13 protein-coding genes are annotated in these 20,543 nt (G+C 60.3%); 7 read left to right on the top strand and 6 right to left on the bottom strand.

Going from position 1 to position 20,543, the window contains the following annotated elements:
- Positions 1–11: 11 nt before the first annotated feature.
- The 3 genes from FIU93_RS07275 to FIU93_RS07265 all read left to right on the top strand — a co-directional run bounded on the left by FIU93_RS07275 (position 12) and on the right by FIU93_RS07265 (position 2,063).
- Positions 12–383 carry a VOC family protein gene (locus FIU93_RS07275; RefSeq protein ID WP_152505229.1) on the top strand — a complete coding sequence of 124 codons (372 nt, stop codon included), beginning with the start codon at positions 12–14 and terminating at the stop codon, positions 381–383.
- Positions 384–645: 262 nt separating this feature from the next.
- Positions 646–1,014: a group 1 truncated hemoglobin gene (locus FIU93_RS07270; protein WP_075282204.1), complete on the top strand. Its 369-nt coding sequence runs from the start codon at positions 646–648 to the stop codon at positions 1,012–1,014.
- Positions 1,011–2,063 carry an adenylate/guanylate cyclase domain-containing protein gene (locus FIU93_RS07265; RefSeq protein WP_152505228.1) on the top strand — a complete coding sequence of 351 codons (1,053 nt, stop codon included), beginning with the start codon at positions 1,011–1,013 and terminating at the stop codon, positions 2,061–2,063. The genes FIU93_RS07270 and FIU93_RS07265 overlap by 4 nt, the downstream gene beginning before the upstream one ends.
- Before the next feature lie 118 nt (positions 2,064–2,181).
- Here the strand turns inward: FIU93_RS07265 and FIU93_RS07260 are convergent, their stop codons facing one another.
- The 5 genes from FIU93_RS07260 to FIU93_RS07240 form a co-directional block, all read right to left on the bottom strand.
- Entirely contained in the window at positions 2,182–5,103 is a 2,922-nt protein-coding gene (locus FIU93_RS07260; RefSeq protein WP_152505227.1) for an AsmA family protein, read from the bottom strand.
- A 283-nt stretch (positions 5,104–5,386) separates the two neighbouring features.
- Positions 5,387–6,538, bottom strand: coding sequence for a DUF1513 domain-containing protein (locus FIU93_RS07255; RefSeq protein WP_209010299.1), 1,152 nt, complete (start codon positions 6,536–6,538; stop codon positions 5,387–5,389).
- Positions 6,519–7,598 carry an imelysin family protein gene (locus FIU93_RS07250; RefSeq protein WP_152505226.1) on the bottom strand — a complete coding sequence of 360 codons (1,080 nt, stop codon included), beginning with the start codon at positions 7,596–7,598 and terminating at the stop codon, positions 6,519–6,521. The genes FIU93_RS07255 and FIU93_RS07250 overlap by 20 nt, the downstream gene beginning before the upstream one ends.
- Positions 7,598–9,127 (bottom strand): di-heme oxidoredictase family protein, encoded by a 1,530-nt coding sequence (locus FIU93_RS07245; RefSeq protein WP_152505225.1) that lies wholly within the window; start codon positions 9,125–9,127, stop codon positions 7,598–7,600. Before FIU93_RS07245 ends, FIU93_RS07250 begins: the two co-directional genes overlap by 1 nt.
- 82 nt (positions 9,128–9,209) lie before the next feature.
- Positions 9,210–10,472: an imelysin family protein gene (locus FIU93_RS07240; RefSeq protein ID WP_152505224.1), complete on the bottom strand. Its 1,263-nt coding sequence runs from the start codon at positions 10,470–10,472 to the stop codon at positions 9,210–9,212.
- A 308-nt stretch (positions 10,473–10,780) separates the two neighbouring features.
- Here FIU93_RS07240 and FIU93_RS07235 point away from each other — a divergent pair, with 308 nt between their 5' ends.
- The 3 genes from FIU93_RS07235 to FIU93_RS07225 all read left to right on the top strand — a co-directional run bounded on the left by FIU93_RS07235 (position 10,781) and on the right by FIU93_RS07225 (position 12,963).
- Positions 10,781–11,257, top strand: coding sequence for a TerB family tellurite resistance protein (locus FIU93_RS07235; protein ID WP_023002633.1), 477 nt, complete (start codon positions 10,781–10,783; stop codon positions 11,255–11,257).
- Between the two features lie 94 nt (positions 11,258–11,351).
- The gene (locus FIU93_RS07230) at positions 11,352–12,107 is read left to right on the top strand and encodes a glutamine amidotransferase (RefSeq protein WP_055660066.1); all 756 of its coding nucleotides are present in this window, start codon (positions 11,352–11,354) and stop codon (positions 12,105–12,107) included.
- Between the two features lie 340 nt (positions 12,108–12,447).
- Entirely contained in the window at positions 12,448–12,963 is a 516-nt protein-coding gene (locus FIU93_RS07225; protein ID WP_152505223.1) for a DUF1697 domain-containing protein, read from the top strand.
- Positions 12,964–13,224: 261 nt separating this feature from the next.
- Here the strand turns inward: FIU93_RS07225 and pyc are convergent, their stop codons facing one another.
- On the bottom strand, positions 13,225–16,665 hold the full coding sequence (pyc, locus tag FIU93_RS07220) for a pyruvate carboxylase (protein WP_152505222.1): 3,441 nt from the start codon (positions 16,663–16,665) through the stop codon (positions 13,225–13,227).
- 799 nt (positions 16,666–17,464) lie between these two features.
- Between pyc and FIU93_RS07215 the strand changes: the two genes are divergently transcribed.
- Positions 17,465–20,527, top strand: a complete 3,063-nt coding sequence (locus tag FIU93_RS07215; RefSeq protein WP_152505221.1) for a helicase-related protein — start codon at positions 17,465–17,467, stop codon at positions 20,525–20,527.
- The last annotated feature ends 16 nt before the right edge of the window (positions 20,528–20,543 follow it).

The following is a 20,543-nucleotide window of genomic DNA, read 5'->3' as shown; positions in this document are numbered from 1 at the left end:
AGGAAAGTCTCATGCCTGTCGTTTCTCTGGATAATACGATCACTCTCGCCCTCTCCGTTCGCGACAGGCATGCAAGTGCCGACTGGTACGCGCAAAAACTCGGATTCGAGTTGCTCTATCATATGGACGAAGCTGGCTGGAGCGAGCTGACAACCCGAACCGAAGGCGTAACCCTGGGACTGGGCGAACAATCCGAACCGACGCCCGGAAACACGGTTCCCGTCTTCGGCGTGGCCGATATCGCAGGTGCCCGCAGTGCGCTGGAAGAGGCCGGTGTCAAATTCGACGGAGCGACGGAGACCATCGAAGGCATGGTCAGCACCGCAACCTTCTACGATCCCGATGGCAACGCCCTCATGCTTGCTCAGGACCTGTCCAAATAGGCGGCTCACAAGGAACAGCCCCCCGAAGAACATCGGCACATCCGGTCGGACGACCGACCGGATACTGTCTGCAGCGGGTTTCGCAAACATCCAAGGCACGAATTTACGATCTGACAGGCAGCAGGCGACAGAAATACGTCATGCTTCCCAGAGGAAGCAGGAGAATGACGCAAAGGAATAGTCGACACAAAATCTTTGCATTGCCAGAATAGTCGACTACTCTCTTATTCTTGATCTCATTCTGAAAATCGAGTTCTGCGGCATGCCTGCGACATTGTTTGAAAAGTACGGCGGCTTCGGGTCGGTGAGCCGCATCGTAATGACCTTTTACGACAAGGTTCTCGATTCCGACGAGATCGGTGACTTTTTCGACGACGTCGACATGACCCGCCTGATCGATCATCAGACCAAGTTTATCTCCTATCTGTTGGGCGGGCCGGTCAGCTATTCGGAAGAGCGGCTGAGACGAACCCATGCCACCCTTGACCTGAAAAACGAGGACTTTGACGAAGTTGCACGTCTCCTGCGCGAGACGCTGGTGGAACACAAGTTCGACCCTGCAGACATCAAGTCCGTGATGTCGGCAATCGAAGCGCGACGTTCCGCCATTCTTTCGACCGGTGCGACATGAGCATCACCGCCATCAACCAGCAGCTCTTGCGCGCGATCGGGGTTGGCATTGCCGTCGTCAACAGCAAGGACCTCCAGTTCCTGTTCCAGAACGCTCCGTTTTCCGATTGGTTCGGCAAGCCGGAAGCCGTCACCACGCTTGCCGATCTGCTGCCGGATATCGACATCGAACAGCTTCGCGAAACAATCAAAGACCAGGGACGCTTTTCCGGAGAAGTCTCCGTCAAGCTCAAGCGCCGGACCCTGGTCATCGCCCTGACCGTTTCGCCAGCTGAAGAGCAGGACTTCCTCGTCGTTGAGTGCCAGAACATCACGCGGATCCGCGAACTGGAGTCGATGATCGACAGTTATTCCTCCATGGTAGAGCGGAATACGCGGGAACTGGAACGCGAGAAGGAACGTGTCGAGCGCCTGCTGCTCAACCTGATGCCGCGTTCGGTCTACGAGGAGTTCAAGACCTTCGGCGTCGTCACGCCGCAGCTTTACGAGAGCGTTTCCGTGGTCATGCTCGACTTCGTGGACTTCACGAAATTCTCCGCAGAGCACGACCCGACGGTGACGCTTGGAGAGCTGAACGACATCTTTACCGCATTCGACCGTATCGCCGAGCAATTCGGCTGTGAGCGCATCAAGACCATCGGCGATGCCTATCTTGCCGTTTCAGGCATGCCCGAGCCCTCACCGGATCACATGCGCGCTGTTGTCAACTGCGCCGTGCGCTTCATTCGTTACCTGGAGCGTCGGAACCAGAGCCATCAACACAAGTGGCGGGCGCGTGTCGGACTGGGTACGGGATCGGCAGTCGGTTCCGTCGTCGGAATCCAGAAGTACGTTTATGACGTCTTCGGCTCGGCAGTGAACCTTGCTGCACGACTGCAGGAATTCGCCAATCCCATGTGCGTCGTTGCGCCGGATGCCATGAAGGAATTCCTGGTAGACGAGTTTCACCTGGAAGACCTTGGCAAACGCGAGATCCGCAGCTTTGGAGAAATGCGGCTGATGCGGGTCAGCCCCGGTGTCGAACTGGCCCATCGGGCGCGGCAGTTCTGACCGGACAACAGGTCCGCTGCCAGGCCACTCGCACACCTGAACGAAACCCGCCCGCTCAGTCCCACGGCAAAAGCAAAGGTGCAGCCCCCGAACGCAGCACCTTTGCGCCAATGTGCCGTCAGTTCTTGTTTTTCTTCTTGTTCCCGAAAACGTTGCCCAAAAGGCCGGAAGGCAGACCGAAACCTTCTTCTACCGCTTTCAGAACTTCCTCGTCATCGACCTCGCCGTCCAGAACCTTCTGAACGTCGATCTGGGTCTTGCCGCCGGTCGCCTGGTTGATGACCTTGTTGGCCTGGTCAACCAGCTCCTGGGACGGTTCCTTCTTTCCCTGAAGAATGGAGATCAGCTCACCACCTGTCTGCTGCAGTTGCTTGTAGGCTGCCTCCGGGTTTTCCAGAATACCCTTGATGTCCGGATAGATCCGCGGATCGTTCCACGGACCTTCGATCACTATGGGCACACCTAGGCCGGCCAACTTCTTGTCTTCGCCCTTCCGCCGAGGCTGCGGGGCCTGGCCTTCCAGCGTCGGCACGATCTTCGGCTCTACACGCCAGGAAAGTCGCTGCGCCGGCATGTCCGTCGTGCCCTTGCCGGTCATGCGAACCAGCGGCCCGATCAGCGACAGATCGTCGGTCTTGGCAATGCCGTTCTGGATCTGGAACGTTGACCCGAGCGAGCTGAAATCGGTCTTGGCCGACGGATTGGCCTGCCACCCGAGCAACGTCTCCACCGACAGGCCACGCACCATCTGCGGCACGTTGATACCCTTGATCGCGCCGTCGGCGAACGTGTAGTTGGCTGTCCCGTTCAGGGCCTGCACCAATGCCTGTTCGCTGCCGCCTTTGGAGGTAACATCCAGGTTGATGTTGGCCTTGCCTTCGATCCAGCTGAAATCGGCTGCATCGCGCAGCAACGGATAGGCATTGAGGTTGGCGAGAGCAAATTTCGCGGCAACTTGAGGTGTTGCGGACGCCCCGTTGAGCGTAACCGTACCGGTGCCGGAGCCGCCGTAAAGTGCCAGCTTTTCCAGGTTCGCAGTCAGCACACCGTTCTTGATGGTGGTCGACAGGGCGCTCTGGTCGATCTTGATCTTGTCCCAGCGGATTTCGCTGGTGGTCAGCTTGAAGTCCGCGTCGATCGCATTGAGACCGGAGAAATCTATCGGCTCTGTACTCCAGCCACCTGCCCCACCGCGTTTGCCGCCGCCAGCCGACGAATTTCCGGACGCCTGGCCAGAACCGCCAGAACCGCCGCCACCGCCGCTGCCTGTACCCGAAGACGATGCGCCGCCGAGATAGGGGTCGAGCACAAGTTCCCGCAGATCCAGCCGCGCCGTAACGCTTGGCTTGCCACCAAGGACGATCCGTCCGTTGGCTTCACCCGACGTATCGTCCAGCGTGAACCGTGTTTCCTCGAATGAAATCGTCTCGCCTGCAACGCCGAAGATACCCGAAGCCTTGAAGCGCTTCAGACCGCCACCGCTGCCAAGCGGTTTGCCGAGCCACGCCATGAGCCCGCGCAGGTCGGCAGTATCGACGCTGACCGCACCATCAAGCGCACCGTCGCGCGAAGCCCGACCATTGAAACCGGCGCTCACGCGATTGCCTTTCACGCTCACGGAAACCGGCGCAGCTCCCCCCGCCAGCAGGCGAGCGGTGTCGCCTTCGCCGGTCAGGCTGAACGCTTCGCCGCGCCAGGACAAGGCACCGCTGAGCGATATCGGGTTTTCCAGTCCCTGCAGATCGATATCCATGGCAAGGTTCGTCAGGCGGTCCGCTTCCGGATCGCCGCCGACCGCCGAAGCAAGCCCAAGTCCGCCAATCTCGCCCTCGGCGATACGTACGGACCCCGTGATATCAAGACCGGCAAGCAGTTCCTCCCCTGTCTGCCCCACGGTTGCAAAGGCAAGGTCGAGGCTGAGTTTGCCGCTTGCAGGCAAATCCCTGCCCGCCAGCTGCAGGAGATCGGCAATCGAACCGTCTTTCAGCACCAGCCGGCCGGAGACTTCAGGAACGCTCCCCGACAGATCCGCGTCCGCCGCACCGCCAAGAGACAGTTGGCCAAGCGTGATGTCGAGATCAGCCAGCGACAGCATGGCCTCGGTGCCTGCAACCTTGGCCGACACGGCAAAAGCACCCGGATCGGCGGCAAGGTCCTGCCCGGCCAACGCCGCGAGAGCCTTCAGGGATGGCCCGGCGGCTGTGAGAGCCAGCTCAGCGCGCATCGGATCCAGGCCGGATTGACCGGTGACCGAGACGCTGTTTTCACCACTGGAAATTTTCAGGTCTACCGGAACCTGCTCCCCGCCCATGAGAGCGAGCGGGTTGGTCAGGGATCCTGCGACGGCGACCGGCATTTCGCGGAACGTGAAGCTGGATGTCAGGTCCACCTCACCCGACAGGCTGGGCGCCTGCAGGCTGAGATCAAGGTTGGAGATACGAACCGGCTCGGCAGCATCCGGCGCCTTGTAGGTCACCGTGCCACCGGTGATCTGCAGGCTGTCGACACCAATGCTCTTGAGATAGCCCTCGGGAGCTGCGGCTGTTTCTGCCGGCTCTGCTTCAGACGCAGGCGCAGGCGTGGCTTCCGCCACCGCATCGGCTTCAGCGTCGCCGGTTTCAGCCTCGATCAAGTCGCCAATGTCGCTGATGTCGCGGCGGGGCTCCCAGCTCGTGGTGCCGTTCGGGCCGATTTCCAGATAGATGTCCGGCTTGTCCAGGGCAATTCCGGTCACCTGGATATTGCCGGAAACCAGACCACCCCAGGCGAGACCAAATTCGACACGCTCGGCCTTGGCAAACTCGATCCCGTCGGCACCGGCCTCGCCGGCCAGGCCGATATCTTCCGCAACCAGCGAAAATCCGGGAAACAGCGACAAGGACACAGGTCCGTCCAGGCGCACGCGCCAGCCAAAGCGCTTGTCCACCTGCTCAACTACCTGACGCTTGATTTCGTCCTTGGGCAGGAACAGCGGCACCACCAGAATGATGGTTACCAGCATGAACAGCAGACTGCCCAGTCCGATCAAAAGCCGACGCATTTAGTGTCTCCCCGTCGCGAATCGGTCCCCAATGTAGACCAATCGGGCCGGAACGTCCCCAAGCAGAAGCAAACGCTTGCGCAGGAAAGGAGACAGAACGATCAAATACCGGCAAATCGGTCTACAACACCGCATACCGCCCCTGGGACCGGCATACGATCGCGATCACTGTGCCAGTCGATTTTGACAAAAGCAGGAAGTCTGCCGAATTTGCCCCCGGTTGGCACCTTTCAGGCTGAAAACAGCCTGAATGGTGCAGGATCCGGCCGTCCGATGCTCTGTCTCAGGACAGGGCAAACATGTGATTGTCCCAGGAAATGCCCGGTGGGCGAGCCAGAATTTCCGCCGGCTGGGCAGGATCCTCAACAAGAGACAATGCCCCGTTGCCGTCAGATATCAGAAAGCTGCCCTGATCGATCGGCGCAACGCCGCATCCGTCGGCAATGGCCTCGGCACCCAGGAATGCGCCGGTATCGGCCTTCCAGAACAACGTCTGCCCACCCCTTGGAGCGGACGTTGCAATGACCTCACCGCTTGCGTTTGCAGTCACCGAGCCGATGTAGTTCTGAAGGCCTGACGCGATACCTGTCGGAATTTCCGTCAGGAGGGGTGCTTCGTCCCGCGAAAACACGCCAACCAGAGGCGGCAGGTCTGTTTCCGGTCCCTCGAACTGACCGCCGACCCAAGCCCGCCCTTGTCCGTCCAGCGCCATATGCCGGAGCGACAGCTGGTGCAGGGAAGCGTCCAGAGCGTGGCTGGCATGAAGATCACCGGTTTCGCGATCCAGGAACACCACGGTCGGCGCCATGGTGTCGAGATTGAGCTTTTCACGCCCCTTGTCCGGATGGGTCATGATGCCGCCATTGGCAACGACAAGCGTGCGCCCGTCCGGCGCGAGCAGGAGGTCGTGCGGACCGATGCCATGGGTCTCGATCTCGCCGATCCGCTGAACCTGACGGCCACTCATGTCGTAAACGCCAATCACGCCACGGGCTGCGGCATAGTCGTTTTCGACCGCATAGAGCAGTCTGCCATCAGCGGAAAAACAGCCATGTCCATAGTAATGGCGGCCAGGTTCCGCCGTGAGAACCTCCGGCTCCACATCCTGATATGGCCGAACCACGACCGCGAAAGTGCCGGGCCGGCGGGCAAAGGCCACAAACCTGGTCCTGTCGGGAGAAACCGCGACGCCGTGGCCCCGTCCCGGCAGACCGATCCTGGCCAGAACCTGTCCAAGGTCGTCGACAACACCAACCCCATAATCGCCGTTTTCAAGCTTGTAGGCGCTCACGAACAGCGGCACGCCGTCGGAAGCTTCCCGGTTCAGAAGGCTTGCCGCCAGCGTCGAGCCGGAAAATGCCGGCAAGGCGGCAAGGCCGCCGAGTGCTGCCAGAAAACCACGCCGGGAAAGGGGCTTAGTCACCATCGAGCGCATTGAAACCTCCAGCAAGTTCCAGGGCACCTGCAAGTTCAAGGGCAATCGTGTCGCGAAGCGATTTCAGCGTGATCGCCAGGACAACCATCTTGTCGTAGGCATCGCCTTCTTCAAAGGACTGGCGCAAGGGCGGATCTAGGGTCCCCAGAAGAGTGACAGCATTGCCAAACTCGAAGTTGAGCGTGTCGTAAATCCAGGTGAAATCGTCCGGCGTCAGGTCCTTCAGGTCCAGGGAAGCAATGGCCTTCTGAATGCCGAGCAGCTCGCCGTTGAGATAGACCACGCTGTTGCCGGAGCGCGAGAACGGAAAGCGCGTCGCCCTGGCCTTGTCCTTGCCGGTTCCCAATGCCGGAAGCACATCCTGATCCCGCGCGATGATCAGCCCCGTGACCAGCGCGTTGAACACGCTTTCCAGCGCTTCCTTCGACGTATGGAACCGCTCGTTGCCACCTTCGGCTGTCAAGAGCACCTCGCTGTATCCGCCGGGATCCTGCCAGCCGGCAGCGATTTCGCTGGCCATGGCCGCAAGGTTTTCCGAAATTGCCAGTGCATAGCCGCAGCTGAAGTCCTTGCCGTCGTCCGCCTGCCCAAGCCGAACCGCACTGTCCTTGTCGAAAGCGAGCAATTCCAATGCTGTCAGTCCCTGAACCGCGACGCTCTTGTCCTTAAGCGTCGCCGCAGACAAGGCGCCCTTGTCTTCAGAAGCGAGAAGTTTGCGGATCTGGCGTTGCGTGATGCCACGCGGGTCAGGCAGGAAAGCCAGCCGACTGAGGCGATCGTTGTCGATCAACGGACCAAACCGCAAGAAATGCACATGGGAGAAGTCCCGCACAGTGTCTGAAAAGGCCGTCCTGAACCCCTCGACCGATGCTTCGTCCGCATTTGCGCAGACCGCTCGAACAGCGTCCGGCAGATTTGCAGAGGTTTCGGCAAACGCACCGGTTGCCGGTTGGATATAGGCCTTGATCAGATTGTCGAGTTTCGGCTCGTAGTCCGTGGCGAACGCGGGCTGGGCGATAACGGCTCCGGAAACGAGAGCGGCAAATAGCAAACAGCGCATCAAAGGGACTCCAGAAAACGTAAAAGCGATTGTCGGTCGGCGGGCGGAAGCGCAACCACAGCGTCGCGCGCCTGTCGGGCTTCGCCGTCGTGCCACAGGACCGCTTCCAGCAGATTGCGGGCGCGGCCGTCGTGCAGGAACCGGGTGTGATTGTTGACAGTCTCGGTCAGGCCAATGCCCCATAGCGGCGGCGTACGCCACTCCTGTCCACTGGCGTCACCCACCGGGCGATTGTCGGCAAGGGCTTCGCCCATGTCATGTAACAGGAAATCCGAATAAGGCCAGATCAACTGGAACCTGTGCGCCGGATTTTCCGCCTTTCGACTGGTCACGAATTTCGATTGGTGGCAGGCCGGACAGCCCGACTGGTAGAAAACCTGCTTGCCTTTCAGCACCTCGGGATCATCCACATCGCGGCGCATCGGCACCGCCAGGTTTTCCGAGTAGAAAGTGACGAGATCCATGACCGGGTCCGGAGCTTCCGAGACACCGAGGTTTGCCTGTTCGCCATGAGGCAAGGCGCGGCAAGCTGTCTGCGCCTTGGTGCAGTCGCCGTAATTGTCCGGCGTCTCGGGCGTCGAAATGCCGATATCACCGGCAAACGCTGCCGCGGACTGGGCACGGATCGAGGGTTTGGAAGCCTTCCAGCCGAAACGGCCAAGCGTTAACGCACCCGTCGCGGGGTCACGAACCCGGCTGACCTTGCCGGAAATTCCATCACTGTCGATGTCGTCGGGGTCCGCAAGCGCTTCAATGTCGCCGGGGTGAATGGCCTGCACCAGACCGAGGCCGATCATGGGCGGGGCCGCGCGGGCAGAAATCATGGTGTCGGGGTGCATGTCGCCATATCCAAGATCCCGGATCTTATAGACGGGCTTCTGCAACACAGCCTTTTCCCCACCGGCCAGCGGAACTTCAATCTCCTCCACCTCTATATCGAAGCGTCCTTCACCGGGCAGGCCTGGCACCGCAAAGGTCTGGAACTGACCGCCGTAGGTCGGCTCCGGCACCAGCAGGATATCCTTGTCGGCAAGTGCCTGACGCTGCGCCTCGGACTGAGGCGGGATGGACAGGCGAAGGAACATGGAAACCGCGTCTTCACCCGCCCGCGGCGGTCGGCCCCGGCCATCCTTCAAGTGACACCCCTGGCAGGAGCGCGCGTTATAGAGCGGTCCCAGGCCATCCGATGCCTGTGTCGACGAGGGAGAAGACGCCCAGAGCTTCTTGAACAGCCCGTTGCCCACCTTGAAGGTGGCCTGTTCTTCGAAGGTCAGATTGGCATTGGAGTGGGAATAGGCATCCCGGTTGATCCGCTTTCGGGACGTACCGGCCCCGCCCTGCATGATTTCAAAGGCTTCAGCGGCTTCGAAATCGGCCGGCGGCTGCAGAACCTTCGCGGCCTTGATCCTGTCCTTGGCCGACAGATCATCCCGGTGAGACAGCGTATCATCTGAAAGAGCGGTTCCTGCCGCCAGGCAGAAACACAAAAAGACGCCCGTCATGGCGCCCGGTCTGGGGACCAGTCTCATATTCGCATCCTGACTGTAATCCGCGAGCCCCAATTCGCGGACAAGCCGTCAGGCGGCCGATGCCGCCTGACGATCTGTTCGATTATTCGAAAACGGCGCCCGGGTTGTCCAGGCTGTCGGAACCTTCAAACGCGATATCGTCGAGTTCAAGCACCTTGACGACCCGCTCGATGGAAGCTGTCTGGTCAACCAGTGCATCGACAGCGGCCTGCACGACGGCGTTGCCCTCGTCATTGCCTTCGCCGATCATCTGGTCATAGGCTTCGCCGCCTTCGGCCCGGGCCTTCATGGCTTCGAAAGCCGCCAGCGTGGCGTCGAGCTTCGTCTTCATTTCTTCTGCCAGCGCCGGATCCTTTTCCGCCACCAGATCGGCTAGGGAAGCACCGGAAACATCGTTGCCGACCGGGCTCTTGTACGACCCGAAATAGACGTTCCGGATACCGACCACGTCGTTGTAGTGCGACATGTGGGTGTTGTCGGAGAAGCAGTCATGCTCTTCTTCCGGATCATGCAGCATAAGGCCAAGCTTGATGCGCTCACCGGCCAGTTCGCCATAGGACAGAGATCCCATGCCGGTCAGAATGGTAGCAAGACCACCGGCCTCGCCCTTGCCGGCCAGCTCTTCGCGCGCAGCCCCGTCAGGAGCCCAAGCATTGGCCATTTCTTCAAGATCCGAAATCAGAAGATCGGTTGCGGCCTGCAGATACTGAATGCGGCGCTCGCAATTGCCACCGGTGCAGTTGGCCGGATCAAAGTCGGTGGCAGGGCGGTTGCCGGCACCAGCTTCGGTGCCGTTGAGGTCCTGACCCCACAGCAGGAATTCGATGGCGTGGTAGCCGGTCGCAACGTTCGTTTCCACTTCGCCGGCTTCCTGCAAGGATTCAGCAAGCAGGGTCGGCGTGATTTCGGTGGCATCGATGGTTTCACCACCGACCTTGAGTGTCGGATTTGCAATCACGTTGGCGACGTAGAGATCGTTTTCTTCCGATTCATCACCGTAGGACGCGTCGACATAGTCGATCAGGCCTTCGTCGAGCGGCCAGGCATTCACCTTGCCTTCCCAATCGTCGACAATGGCGTTGCCGAAACGGTACGCCTCTGTCTGCTGGTAAGGGTCGCGTGCTTCCTTCCAGGCGGTGCGCGCGGCTTCCAGGTTTGCTTCGGTCGGCTCAGCTACGAGCTTGTCGATCGCGGACTTGAGCGTCTTGGCCGTTGCGAGCGAGTCCGCATATTTCGCCTGGGCGATGTCGCCGTAGGTCGACAGAACGTCGGAAGGTGCTGCAGCCAGGGCCGGTGTGACGAAAAGGGCAGAAGCGGCCAGAAGGCCAAGCTTGAAAGTATTCATTGATCCATCCCGTAATATGTGTCGCCCGCAGTGCGCGTGGACCGTCTCTGGGCGAAACCTGAATGATTTTGTGGCGCGGAAACACGCGCCGCAGGGAGAGGGAAACCATTTCATGAGGCAGGAAGTCAAGTTATAATTCCAAAAAAATCAATAGTTTAGAACAGTTCCAAAAAGTTGACTTATAAATGCCGGATTTGATTCCCATCTCAAAGTCTTAAAGCCGACATCAACCCTTTGATGGTAAAGAGGGAATGGTATAGCAATAAAAGCCGGCCTGTTTGGGGGGCCAGGCAACAGGAACGACAGACATGCTCAATGCGCTGAAAAGTTTTGTTCGGGAGCTGACCTTTGGTGACAGCGGAGAAAAGACCTTCGCCGAAGACGACAAGCGCCTGGCTGCGGCGGCTCTCTTGTTTCACCTGATCGATATCGACGGCGTGATCGAGGAAAGCGAAAGCTCGAAGCTGCGGGAAATCCTGCGCAAGCACTATGACCTGACGGACAAGGAAACCACCGAACTGATCGCCGCCGCCAAGCAGCGCGACGAGGAAGCGGTCGATCTGTACGGCTTCACATCGGTGCTGAAGCGCACAACCGACGAGGAAGAGCGCCTCGCGATCGTCGAGATGATGTGGGAAATCGTCTATGCCGACGGCCACGTGCACGAGTTTGAGGACAACACAATCTGGCGGGTTGCCGAGCTTCTCGGTGTCTCCACACGTGATCGCATGACCCTGCGCCACAAGGTTGCCCAAACTGCCCCGGAGACCGACGAACTGGACTGATCGCCCACGCGATAATCAGCCGGGACGCGTATTTATGCAGGATGAAGTGGCAACGGGACTCGATTTTCGTGCCGACCTCCCTCATATTAAGTCCATGCTTTTTCAGTCCGATCCCGTGAAGAACCGACCGAAAGTCCTGATTGTCCTGCATCAGGAGCATTCCTCGCCCGGACGAGTGGGCCTTGAGCTTGTAAAGCGCGGCTTCGCGCTGGACATCCGCAAGCCTCGGTTCGGCGACCTTCTCCCCGACACCATGGAAAACCATGCCGGCGCCGTTATTTTCGGCGGCCCGATGAGCGCCAACGATCCCGATGCCTTCATTCAAAAGGAAATCGACTGGATCGGTGTTCCGCTTGCCGAGGAAAAACCCTTTCTCGGCATCTGCCTTGGTGCGCAGATGATGGTCAAGCATATGGGCGGCACAGTCACGGGCCATCATGAGAGCCTGGTTGAGATCGGCTATTATCCGCTGCAGCCGACCGAGGCAGGCAAATCCCTGATGGACTGGCCGAAAAAGGTCTATCAATGGCATCGGGAAGGGTTCGACCTGCCCCGCGGCGCCGATCTGCTGGCCTCCGGACCGACTTATCCGAACCAGGCGATCCGCGTCGGGTCTTGCGCCTACGGCATCCAGTTTCACCCGGAACTGACCCACCAGATGATGGTCCGCTGGACGACCAAGGGCGCCCCGCGCATGGAGCTGCCCGGTGCCCAGCAACGCCGCGACCATTTTGCCGGACGCTTCGTTTACGATCCCGCTGTTCGGAAATGGCTTGACCGTTTTCTGGACCTCTGGATCGGCACGGCCGCCGCCCCGGTTTGCCACGGCATGTTGAAGGCAGCGGAATAACCGGCGTATCAGACCCGATACCCCGGCAAGACATTGCTTTAACGTGGCCCTGAACTGCCTCCACCGTCATTCCGGACAAGCAAGGCGAAGCCGTGCGCAGATCCGGAACGACAGTGGCTGGGGCTCAGGCGCCTCGCATTCTGCAACAATTGTCACCGGGCTCCCCTTGCGCGTCTCACCTCCGGTGACAGACGAAAGAAAAACAAAAGTCGCCCCAGATAATCCCGAACGGCTTTTGAAATGAGTGTCGCAAGCACCCAATCTTTTAATGACGCCGATTGCGCAACGCTTGCGAATAAGGCTGTCTATGCGGCGAAACAGAAACCACCGGGACACCACGATGACTGTCTTTGTCGCCCTGCTCCGCGCCGTGAATGTCGGCGGAACCGGAAAGCTGCCGATGGCGGATCTTCGGTCCATGGCTGAGGACATCGGCCTTCAAGCTGTTGCCACCTATATACAGAGCGGAAATCTTGTCTTCACGTCAGATCTGGAAGCCGAGGACGTTCTGTGCCGGCTCACCGAAGCCCTCACGGCTTATTTCGGCAAGACGCCGGGCGTCATGCTTCGGACCATCCCGGAACTCGAAACTCTTTGCGCGCAAATGCCGTTTCCGGACGCCCCGCCAAACCGCGTACTGGTGACCTTTCTGCCGGAGGCTGCTCCCTCCGATGCCCTCGAGGCGATGGTAGCACCCGATGGCGAAGAGGCCGTCGTCCTTGGACGTGAAATCGTCGTCCGTTACCCTGACGGCTCTGGTCCCTCCAAATTGAAGTTCCCGGCCTTGAAGCCCGGCACCGCCAGAAACCTCAACACTGTCCGCAAGCTGCTGGAAATGGCTCGGGAACGGGGCTGACCAGGAAGACAATCCGGCTCTCCTCCACCGTCATTCCGGACAAGTGCAGCGAGGCAGCACGCCGATCTGGAAACCAGATGTCAGCGTGAGCGCAGCGAACACTCAAGCTGGAAGAAAGACGCGCTTGAAGCGCGAATGAAATCCGGCTTCCGGATCTGCGTGCGCTCCGCCGCGCTGGTCCGGAATGACGGGCGAGGTGGACACAAAAAGGCCGCCCGGAATGGACCCGGACGGCCTTTGTTTGGTGCTGTCGCCAGCATCTTAACTTTCGAAGACCACCAGAAGGTCCTTGGCGTCGATCTGCGAACCCGGTGAGACCAGGACTTCCTTGACCTTGCCGTCGCGTTCGGCGTGGAGCGCGGTTTCCATTTTCATGGCTTCGATGGAGACCAGCACATCACCGGCGGTGACATCCTGACCGGCGGTGATCGCCACCGTGGAAATGACGCCCGGCATCGGTGCTCCGACATGCGCCGCGTTGCCGTCCTCGGCCTTGCGCATTGCGGCAGCTCCGGTGGCGCCATGGGCGCGGTCCGGAACCTTGACATTGCGCGGCTGGCCGTTGAGCTCGAAGAAGACCTTCTTCTCGCCCTTCTCGTCGGTCTCGCCGATCGCCTGGCAGCGGATCACCAGCGTCTTGCCGGCCTCCAGATCGACGGAGATCTCGTCACCCGGTTCCAGGCCGTAGAAATAGACCGGAGTCGGCAGGACGGACGTCGGACCATATTGCTGCTGGGCCTTGTCGAAGTCGGTGAACACCTTCGGGTACATCAGATAGGAGGCAAGCTCGGTGTTGCTGATGCCGTGGCCGGTCTTGTCGGAAACAGTCTTTCGCTCCGCGTCCAGATCAGCATCCTTCAGGAGCGACCCCGGCCGCACGGTGATCGGGGTTTCGCCCTTCAGAACCTTCTTCTGAAGCGCTTCCGGCCATCCGCCCGGAGACTGGCCGAGGTCGCCGTGCAGCATCTTGACGACGCTGTCCGGGAACGCGACGTCCTTCGCCGGATCCTCGACCTCCGCCACGCTCAGCCCCTGGCTGACCATCATCAGCGCCATGTCGCCGACGACCTTGGAAGACGGGGTCACCTTGACGATGTCACCAAACATCATGTTGACGTCGGCATAGGCCTGCGCCACTTCGTGCCAGCGGGTTTCCAGGCCAAGCGAACGGGCCTGTTCCTTGAGGTTGGTGAACTGGCCGCCCGGCATTTCGTGCAGGTAGACTTCCGATGCCCCGAAGCGCAGGTCGCTTTCGAAGGCACGGTATTGGGTCCGCACAGCTTCCCAGTAGAACGAGATCTGGCGGATCGTCTTGGCATCGAGGTCGGTATCACGGTCGGAACCGCGCAGAGCTTCCACGATGGAGCCAAGGCACGGCTGGGAGGTCAGGCCGGACAGCGCGTCCATGGCTGCATCCACCGCGTCGGCGCCCGCTTCGACCGCTGCCAGAACAGTGGCCGCGGCGATGCCGGACGTATCGTGCGTGTGGAAATGGATCGGCAGGCCGACTTCCTGTTTCAGCGTCCGGATCAGGACCTTGGCTGCTTCCGGCTTCAACAGGCCGGCCATGTCCTTGAGACCCAGGATGTGTGCGCCGGCTGCTTCCAGTTCCTTGGCAAGGCCGACATAGTATTTCAGGTCGTATTTCGGCCGGGCACTGTCCAGCATGTCGCCGGTATAGCAGAGCACGCCTTCGCACAGCTTGCCTGCTTCCTGGACCGCATCCATGGACACACGCATGTTCTCCACCCAGTTGAGGCAGTCGAACACGCGGAAGAGGTCAATGCCGTTTTCAGCGGCTTCCGCCACGAAATACTTGACCACATTGTCCGGATAATTGGTGTAACCGACACCGTTGGAGCCGCGCAGCAGCATCTGCAACATGATATTCGGCGCCTTTTCGCGGATCTTGTGCAGGCGTTCCCACGGGCTTTCGGTCAGGAAACGCATGGCAACGTCGAAGGTCGCGCCACCCCAGCATTCCAGCGAGAACAGGCTCGGCAGACCGGCTGCATAGGCATCCGCGATGTTGACGATATCGTGGGTCCGCATGCGGGTTGCCAGCAACGACTGGTGCGCATCGCGCATGGTCGTGTCGGTCACCAGCGTCCGCTTCTGGTCCTTCATCCAGTCGGCAAAACCCTTCGGACCCAATTCGTCCAGCAACTGGCGTGTGCCGGAGGGCTTGGCATCGCCAAAGTTCGGGATAACGGGCGCGGCCACATCCTTCGGCGGACGTGCGCGGCTCTTGGTTTCCGGATGACCGTTCACCGAAACGTCGGCGATATAGGTCAAGAGCTTGGTTGCGCGGTCCTGACGCTTGGTCTGCTCGAACAGGGCCGGCGTCTCGTCGATGAACCGGGTCGTGTAGTTGTTGGCCTTGAAGTCGGCATGGCTGATGATGTTCTCCAGGAACACCAGGTTTGTCGCCACACCGCGGATACGGAATTCGCGCAGGGCGCGGTCCATGCGCTTGCGGGCGTCTTCCGCCGTCGGGGCCCAGGCCGTGACCTTTTCAAGAAGCGGATCGTAGAAACGGGTGATGACCGCACCGGAATACGCCGTGCCGCCGTCCAGACGGATGCCGAAGCCCGTCGCCCCGCGATAGGCGGTGATGCGCCCGTAATCCGGAATGAAGTTCTGCTCCGGATCTTCCGTCGTGATGCGGCACTGCAGGGCATGGCCGTTGAGACGGATCTTGTCCTGGGAGGGAACGCCGCTTTCCGGCGTACCGATCTTCTCGCCTTCGCAGATCTTGATCTGTGCCTGGACGATGTCGATGCCGGTGACCTCTTCCGTCACCGTGTGTTCCACCTGAACGCGCGGGTTCACTTCAATGAAGTAGATGGCACCGGTGTCGGCATCCATCAGGAACTCGACCGTGCCGGCGCCGCGGTAATTCACGGCCCGGCCGATCTTCAGACCATATTCACAGAGCTCGGCCCGCTTTTCGGCCGAAAGATACGGCGCCGGAGCGCGCTCGACCACCTTCTGGTGGCGGCGCTGGATGGAACAGTCGCGCTCGAACAGATGAACCACGTTCTCGCCGTCGCCCAGGATCTGAACTTCGACGTGGCGCGCCCGCTGGACCAGTTTCTCCAGATAGATCTCGTCCTTGCCGAATGCCGCCATGGCTTCGCGCTTGGCCGCCAGAACTTCCTTGGCCAGGGTCGCTTCGTCCGGAATGACGCGCATGCCGCGGCCACCACCGCCCCAGGAGGCCTTCAGCATGACCGGGTAGCCGATCTCGGCGGCCTGGCGCTTGATTTCGTCCATGTCGTCTGGCAGCGGATCCGTTGCCGGCATCACCGGCACACCCGCCTCGATGGCCAGATTGCGCGCGGCCACCTTGTTGCCCAGGCGGCGCATGGTTTCGGACTTCGGCCCAATGAAGGTGATGCCGGCTTGTTCGCAGGCATCCACGAATTCCGGGCTTTCGGACAGAAGGCCGTAACCGGGGTGAATGGCGTCTGCACCGGAGAGTTTGGCAACGCGGATAATCTCGTCGATGGAGAGGTACGCCTCGATCGGCCCGAGCCCCTTGCCGACCTGATACGCTTCGTCGGACTTGAACCGGTGCAATGCCAGTTTGTCCTGCTCGGCATAGATCGCAACGGTCTTCATGCCCAGCTCGTTGGCGGCACGGAACACCCGGATCGCGATTTCAGATCGGTTAGCAACGAGAATTTTTGTTATCGCCAAACGCCTTCTCCCCCTAATTTTACGCAAAACGAAAAGCCAGTTTCGGCAAGATTTCTACTTTGGTCGGAGGCGCTTGAAAAGGGGCAGAAGCTATGTCCTTTTTTTAACTTGGAAAATAATTTTGCGTCTGCGCCCGTAACTGTAGGAAAACGAACACTAATTCGATTGAACCCCAGATCCTCCCGGACTTTTTGAAAAAGGTGCAGCGCAGCAATTTTCAGATCGGGACAGGCGCCGAAACCGCAAAAACCGGCTTGCGTGGCTGCTGACCATTTCGGGACACATTCCTGTCGGCAAGACAAATTCACCCTCCGGACGGCCCAACTGCGTAGACACCGCTCCACCGGAAACCCACTAGATCTTGTGAGAACAAATCCGCAACCTTTATGAATCAGCGATTCGTCCAAGATTCGTTCACCCTGTGTCCCCGGGTAAACGGCATTCTCCCTCCGGCGATGATACGCGTTTATGGAAAATTAATCATTGACAGAGATTCGGAGCAAATCAGCCACAACCGCGCAAAACGACTCAACCTCTTGACCAGATTCAGGATTTTGTGGCTCTACCTACCTTGCAAGCCACATGTCGTAGGGAACAAATCCTGAATCGTCCGGAGTCGCCGATTCGGTTTCGGTTTGTTCCAGAGTCGTTCTCCACAATATATTTCAACCGTCAAAAACCTGACCGGCTGGCCAAAAGAATAAGGACATGCCCGCCCCGGCTGTGCTAGACACGCGACACCAGATATAGGCGCCATCCGTTTGCGCCGATCCGAAGAAAGCCGATCACAAGCCTCCCCATGCCCCGTCCCCAGACCCTGCCGCTGCCGCCGTCTGCCCGGTCCCGCACTGTGACGGCCGTGCTCGGACCGACCAATACCGGCAAGACCCACCTCGCCATTGAACGCATGCTGGCCCAGCCTTCAGGGCTGATAGGGCTGCCGCTGCGCCTGCTCGCGCGTGAAGTCTATAACCGTGTTGCCGACCGCGCGGGTCCGGAAGCGGTGGCGCTGGTCACCGGCGAAGAAAAGATCGTCCCGAAGAACCCGCGGTTCTGGGTCTCGACGGTTGAGGCCATGCCGCTGGACCTGAAGACGGATTTCGTCGCTATCGACGAAGTGCAGCTGGCGGGCAACCTCGATCGCGGTCATGTCTTCACCGACCGCATCCTGAATGTCCGCGGTCAATCCGAAACGCTCCTGCTGGGTGCGGCGACCGCACGCCCGCTGCTGGAAAAACTGCTGCCGGGCATCAATGTGGTCACGCGGCCGCGCATGTCCGTGCTGGAATATGCGGGCTCCAAGAAGGTCTCGCGCCTGCCGGCCCGTTCGGCCATCGTCGCCTTCTCGTCAGACGAAGTCTATTCCATTGCAGAGCTCATCCGTCGCCAACGCGGCGGGGCGGCCGTGGTGCTCGGCTCGCTGAGTCCGCGCACGCGCAATGCACAAGTGGAACTGTTCCAGAACGGCGATGTCGACCATCTGGTGGCGACCGATGCCATCGGCATGGGGCTGAACCTCGACGTCCATCACATCGCCTTTGCCGGCAACCGCAAATACGACGGCTATCAGTACCGCCAGCTGACCGCCTCGGAGATGGGTCAGATCGCTGGACGGGCCGGCCGCCACACTAAGGATGGCACCTTCGGGGTGACCGGACGGGTCGATCCGCTGGACGACGACCTGGTCGAACAGATCGAAAGCCACCACTTCGACAGCCTGAAAGTGCTGCAATGGCGCAACAGTGCGCTGGATTTTTCGTCGGCAAACGCCTTGCGCTCAAGCCTCGACATGGTGCCGCGTGAAGAGGGTCTCGCAAGGGCACCCATTGGCGACGACATCACCGCTCTTGAACATTTATTGCGCGATCCCGCAATATCCGGCATGGCAAAGGGCGGAAATGCGGTCGAATTGTTATGGGACGTGTGTCAGGTCCCCGACTATCGTAAGATCGCCCCGGCGAACCACGCAGAGTTGCTCAACACCATTTACACCCACCTGATGCAGGACAATGCGATTGCCGATGACTGGTTCTCGCGTCAATTGGCCTTCGCAGACCGGACAGATGGTGATATCGACACTCTCGCAAACCGGATTGCACATATCCGGACCTGGACCTATGTCGCCAACCGTCCCGACTGGCTGGCCGATCCGGCCCACTGGCAGGGCGAGACGCGCGACATAGAAGACAAACTATCTGACGCCCTTCACGAGCGGCTGACGCAGCGGTTCGTGGATCGGCGTACAAGTGTATTGATGCGACGTTTGAGAGAGAACGCAATGCTGGAAGCGGAAATTACATCGAGCGGCGATGTGCTCGTGGAAGGTCAGCACATCGGGAATCTGCTTGGCTTCCGGTTTGCCCCTGACGCGGCAGCTGAAGGACCGGACGGCAAGACCGTGCGTGCCGCAGCCCAAAAGGCCCTGACCACCGAAATCGAATCCCGTGCGGACAAGCTCGGCAAGTCCGAGAACTCCGATTTCGTGCTGACGTCCGAAGCCGTGATCCGCTGGCGCGGAGAACCCGTGGCCAAGCTCGTCTCCGGAGAAGAGGTGCTGACGCCGGTCGTGCTGCTGCTGGCCGATGAACATCTGACCGGCCCGGCACGCGACAATGTACAGGCGCGGCTTGATCTGTGGGTCAAGGCACAGATCGATACCCTGCTGAAACCGCTTGTCGACCTGAAGGCCGGCGAAGGCCTGGAAGGTCTTGCCCGCGGCATCGCGTTCCGCATCGTTGAAGGCCTCGGCATTCTGGAACGCCAGGAAGCGGCCGACGAGATCCGTCAGCTCGACCAGGACATGCGCGCCAGCCTGCGCAAGCACGGCATCCGCTTTGGTGCTTACACCGTGTTCGTGCCCGCCCTGCTGAAGCCTGCGCCGAGCCAGCTGCTGGCACAGCTCTGGGCCTTGAAGCACGGTTCGCTGGACATGAACGGCATGGCCGAGCTGCCACAGCTGTCTGCATCCGGCCGCACGTCCATCCCGGTTGATGAAACCATCGACAAGGCGCTTTACAAGGTTGTCGGTTTCCGCGTCTGTGGCCCGCGTGCTGTTCGCGTCGACATTCTGGAACGCCTGGCTGACCTGATCCGTCCGCTGATCGCCTGGAAGCCGCTTGATGCGGAAGTCAGCCCGCCGGAAGGCGCGGTCGCAACCGGAGGCGGCTTCACCGTTACCGTTGCCATGACATCGCTGCTCGGCTGCGCCGGTGAGGACTTCTCCGCCGTGCTGAAATCCCTCGGCTACCGGTCCGAGACCAAGGAAGTGCAGCGCCCAGTAGCAGCCAAACCGGCAACGGAAGCAACTGCAGAGGCGCCGGCGGCGGAAACTGCTGCGACCGAAGCGGACACTCCCGCCGAAGCAACCGCAACGGAAGCACCGGCTACGGAAGAGACGACCGAAGCCGTGGCCGCCGAAGCCGCTGCTGAACCGGCCACTGCCGAAGCTGAAGCGGTGTCCGAACCGGCGGAAGCAACGCCGGATGCACAGACGGAAGGCGAAACCGCTACTGCTGAGGCCACTGCGGGTGAAACCGAACTGGAAACAGTGACCATCGAGATCTGGCGTCCGGGCCGGCACGACCGCCGTCCACGCGGCCGTCAGGACCAGCGCCGTGGCGGCGACAACCGCCGGGGCCAGGGCCAAGGTCAGGGTGCCAAAGGTGGTCAGGGCGAGAAGCGTCACGGCAAGGGCGGACCGAAAGGCGAAGGCCGTGGCCGTGGTGGTCATGGCGGCCAGAAGGGCTTTGACGGTGGCAACCGCCGCGACAAGGCCCCAAGGGACAAGCCGATCGATCCGAACTCGCCCTTCGCGGCCCTGATGGCCTTGAAGGCGAATATGGACAGCAAGGACAAGAAGTAATTCCTGCGCCTGAAAA

The organism is Labrenzia sp. THAF35 (genome assembly GCF_009363595.1).
In the GTDB taxonomy this organism is placed as follows: domain Bacteria; phylum Pseudomonadota; class Alphaproteobacteria; order Rhizobiales; family Stappiaceae; genus Roseibium; species Roseibium algicola.
This window is presented reverse-complemented; position numbering and strand designations above follow the sequence as displayed.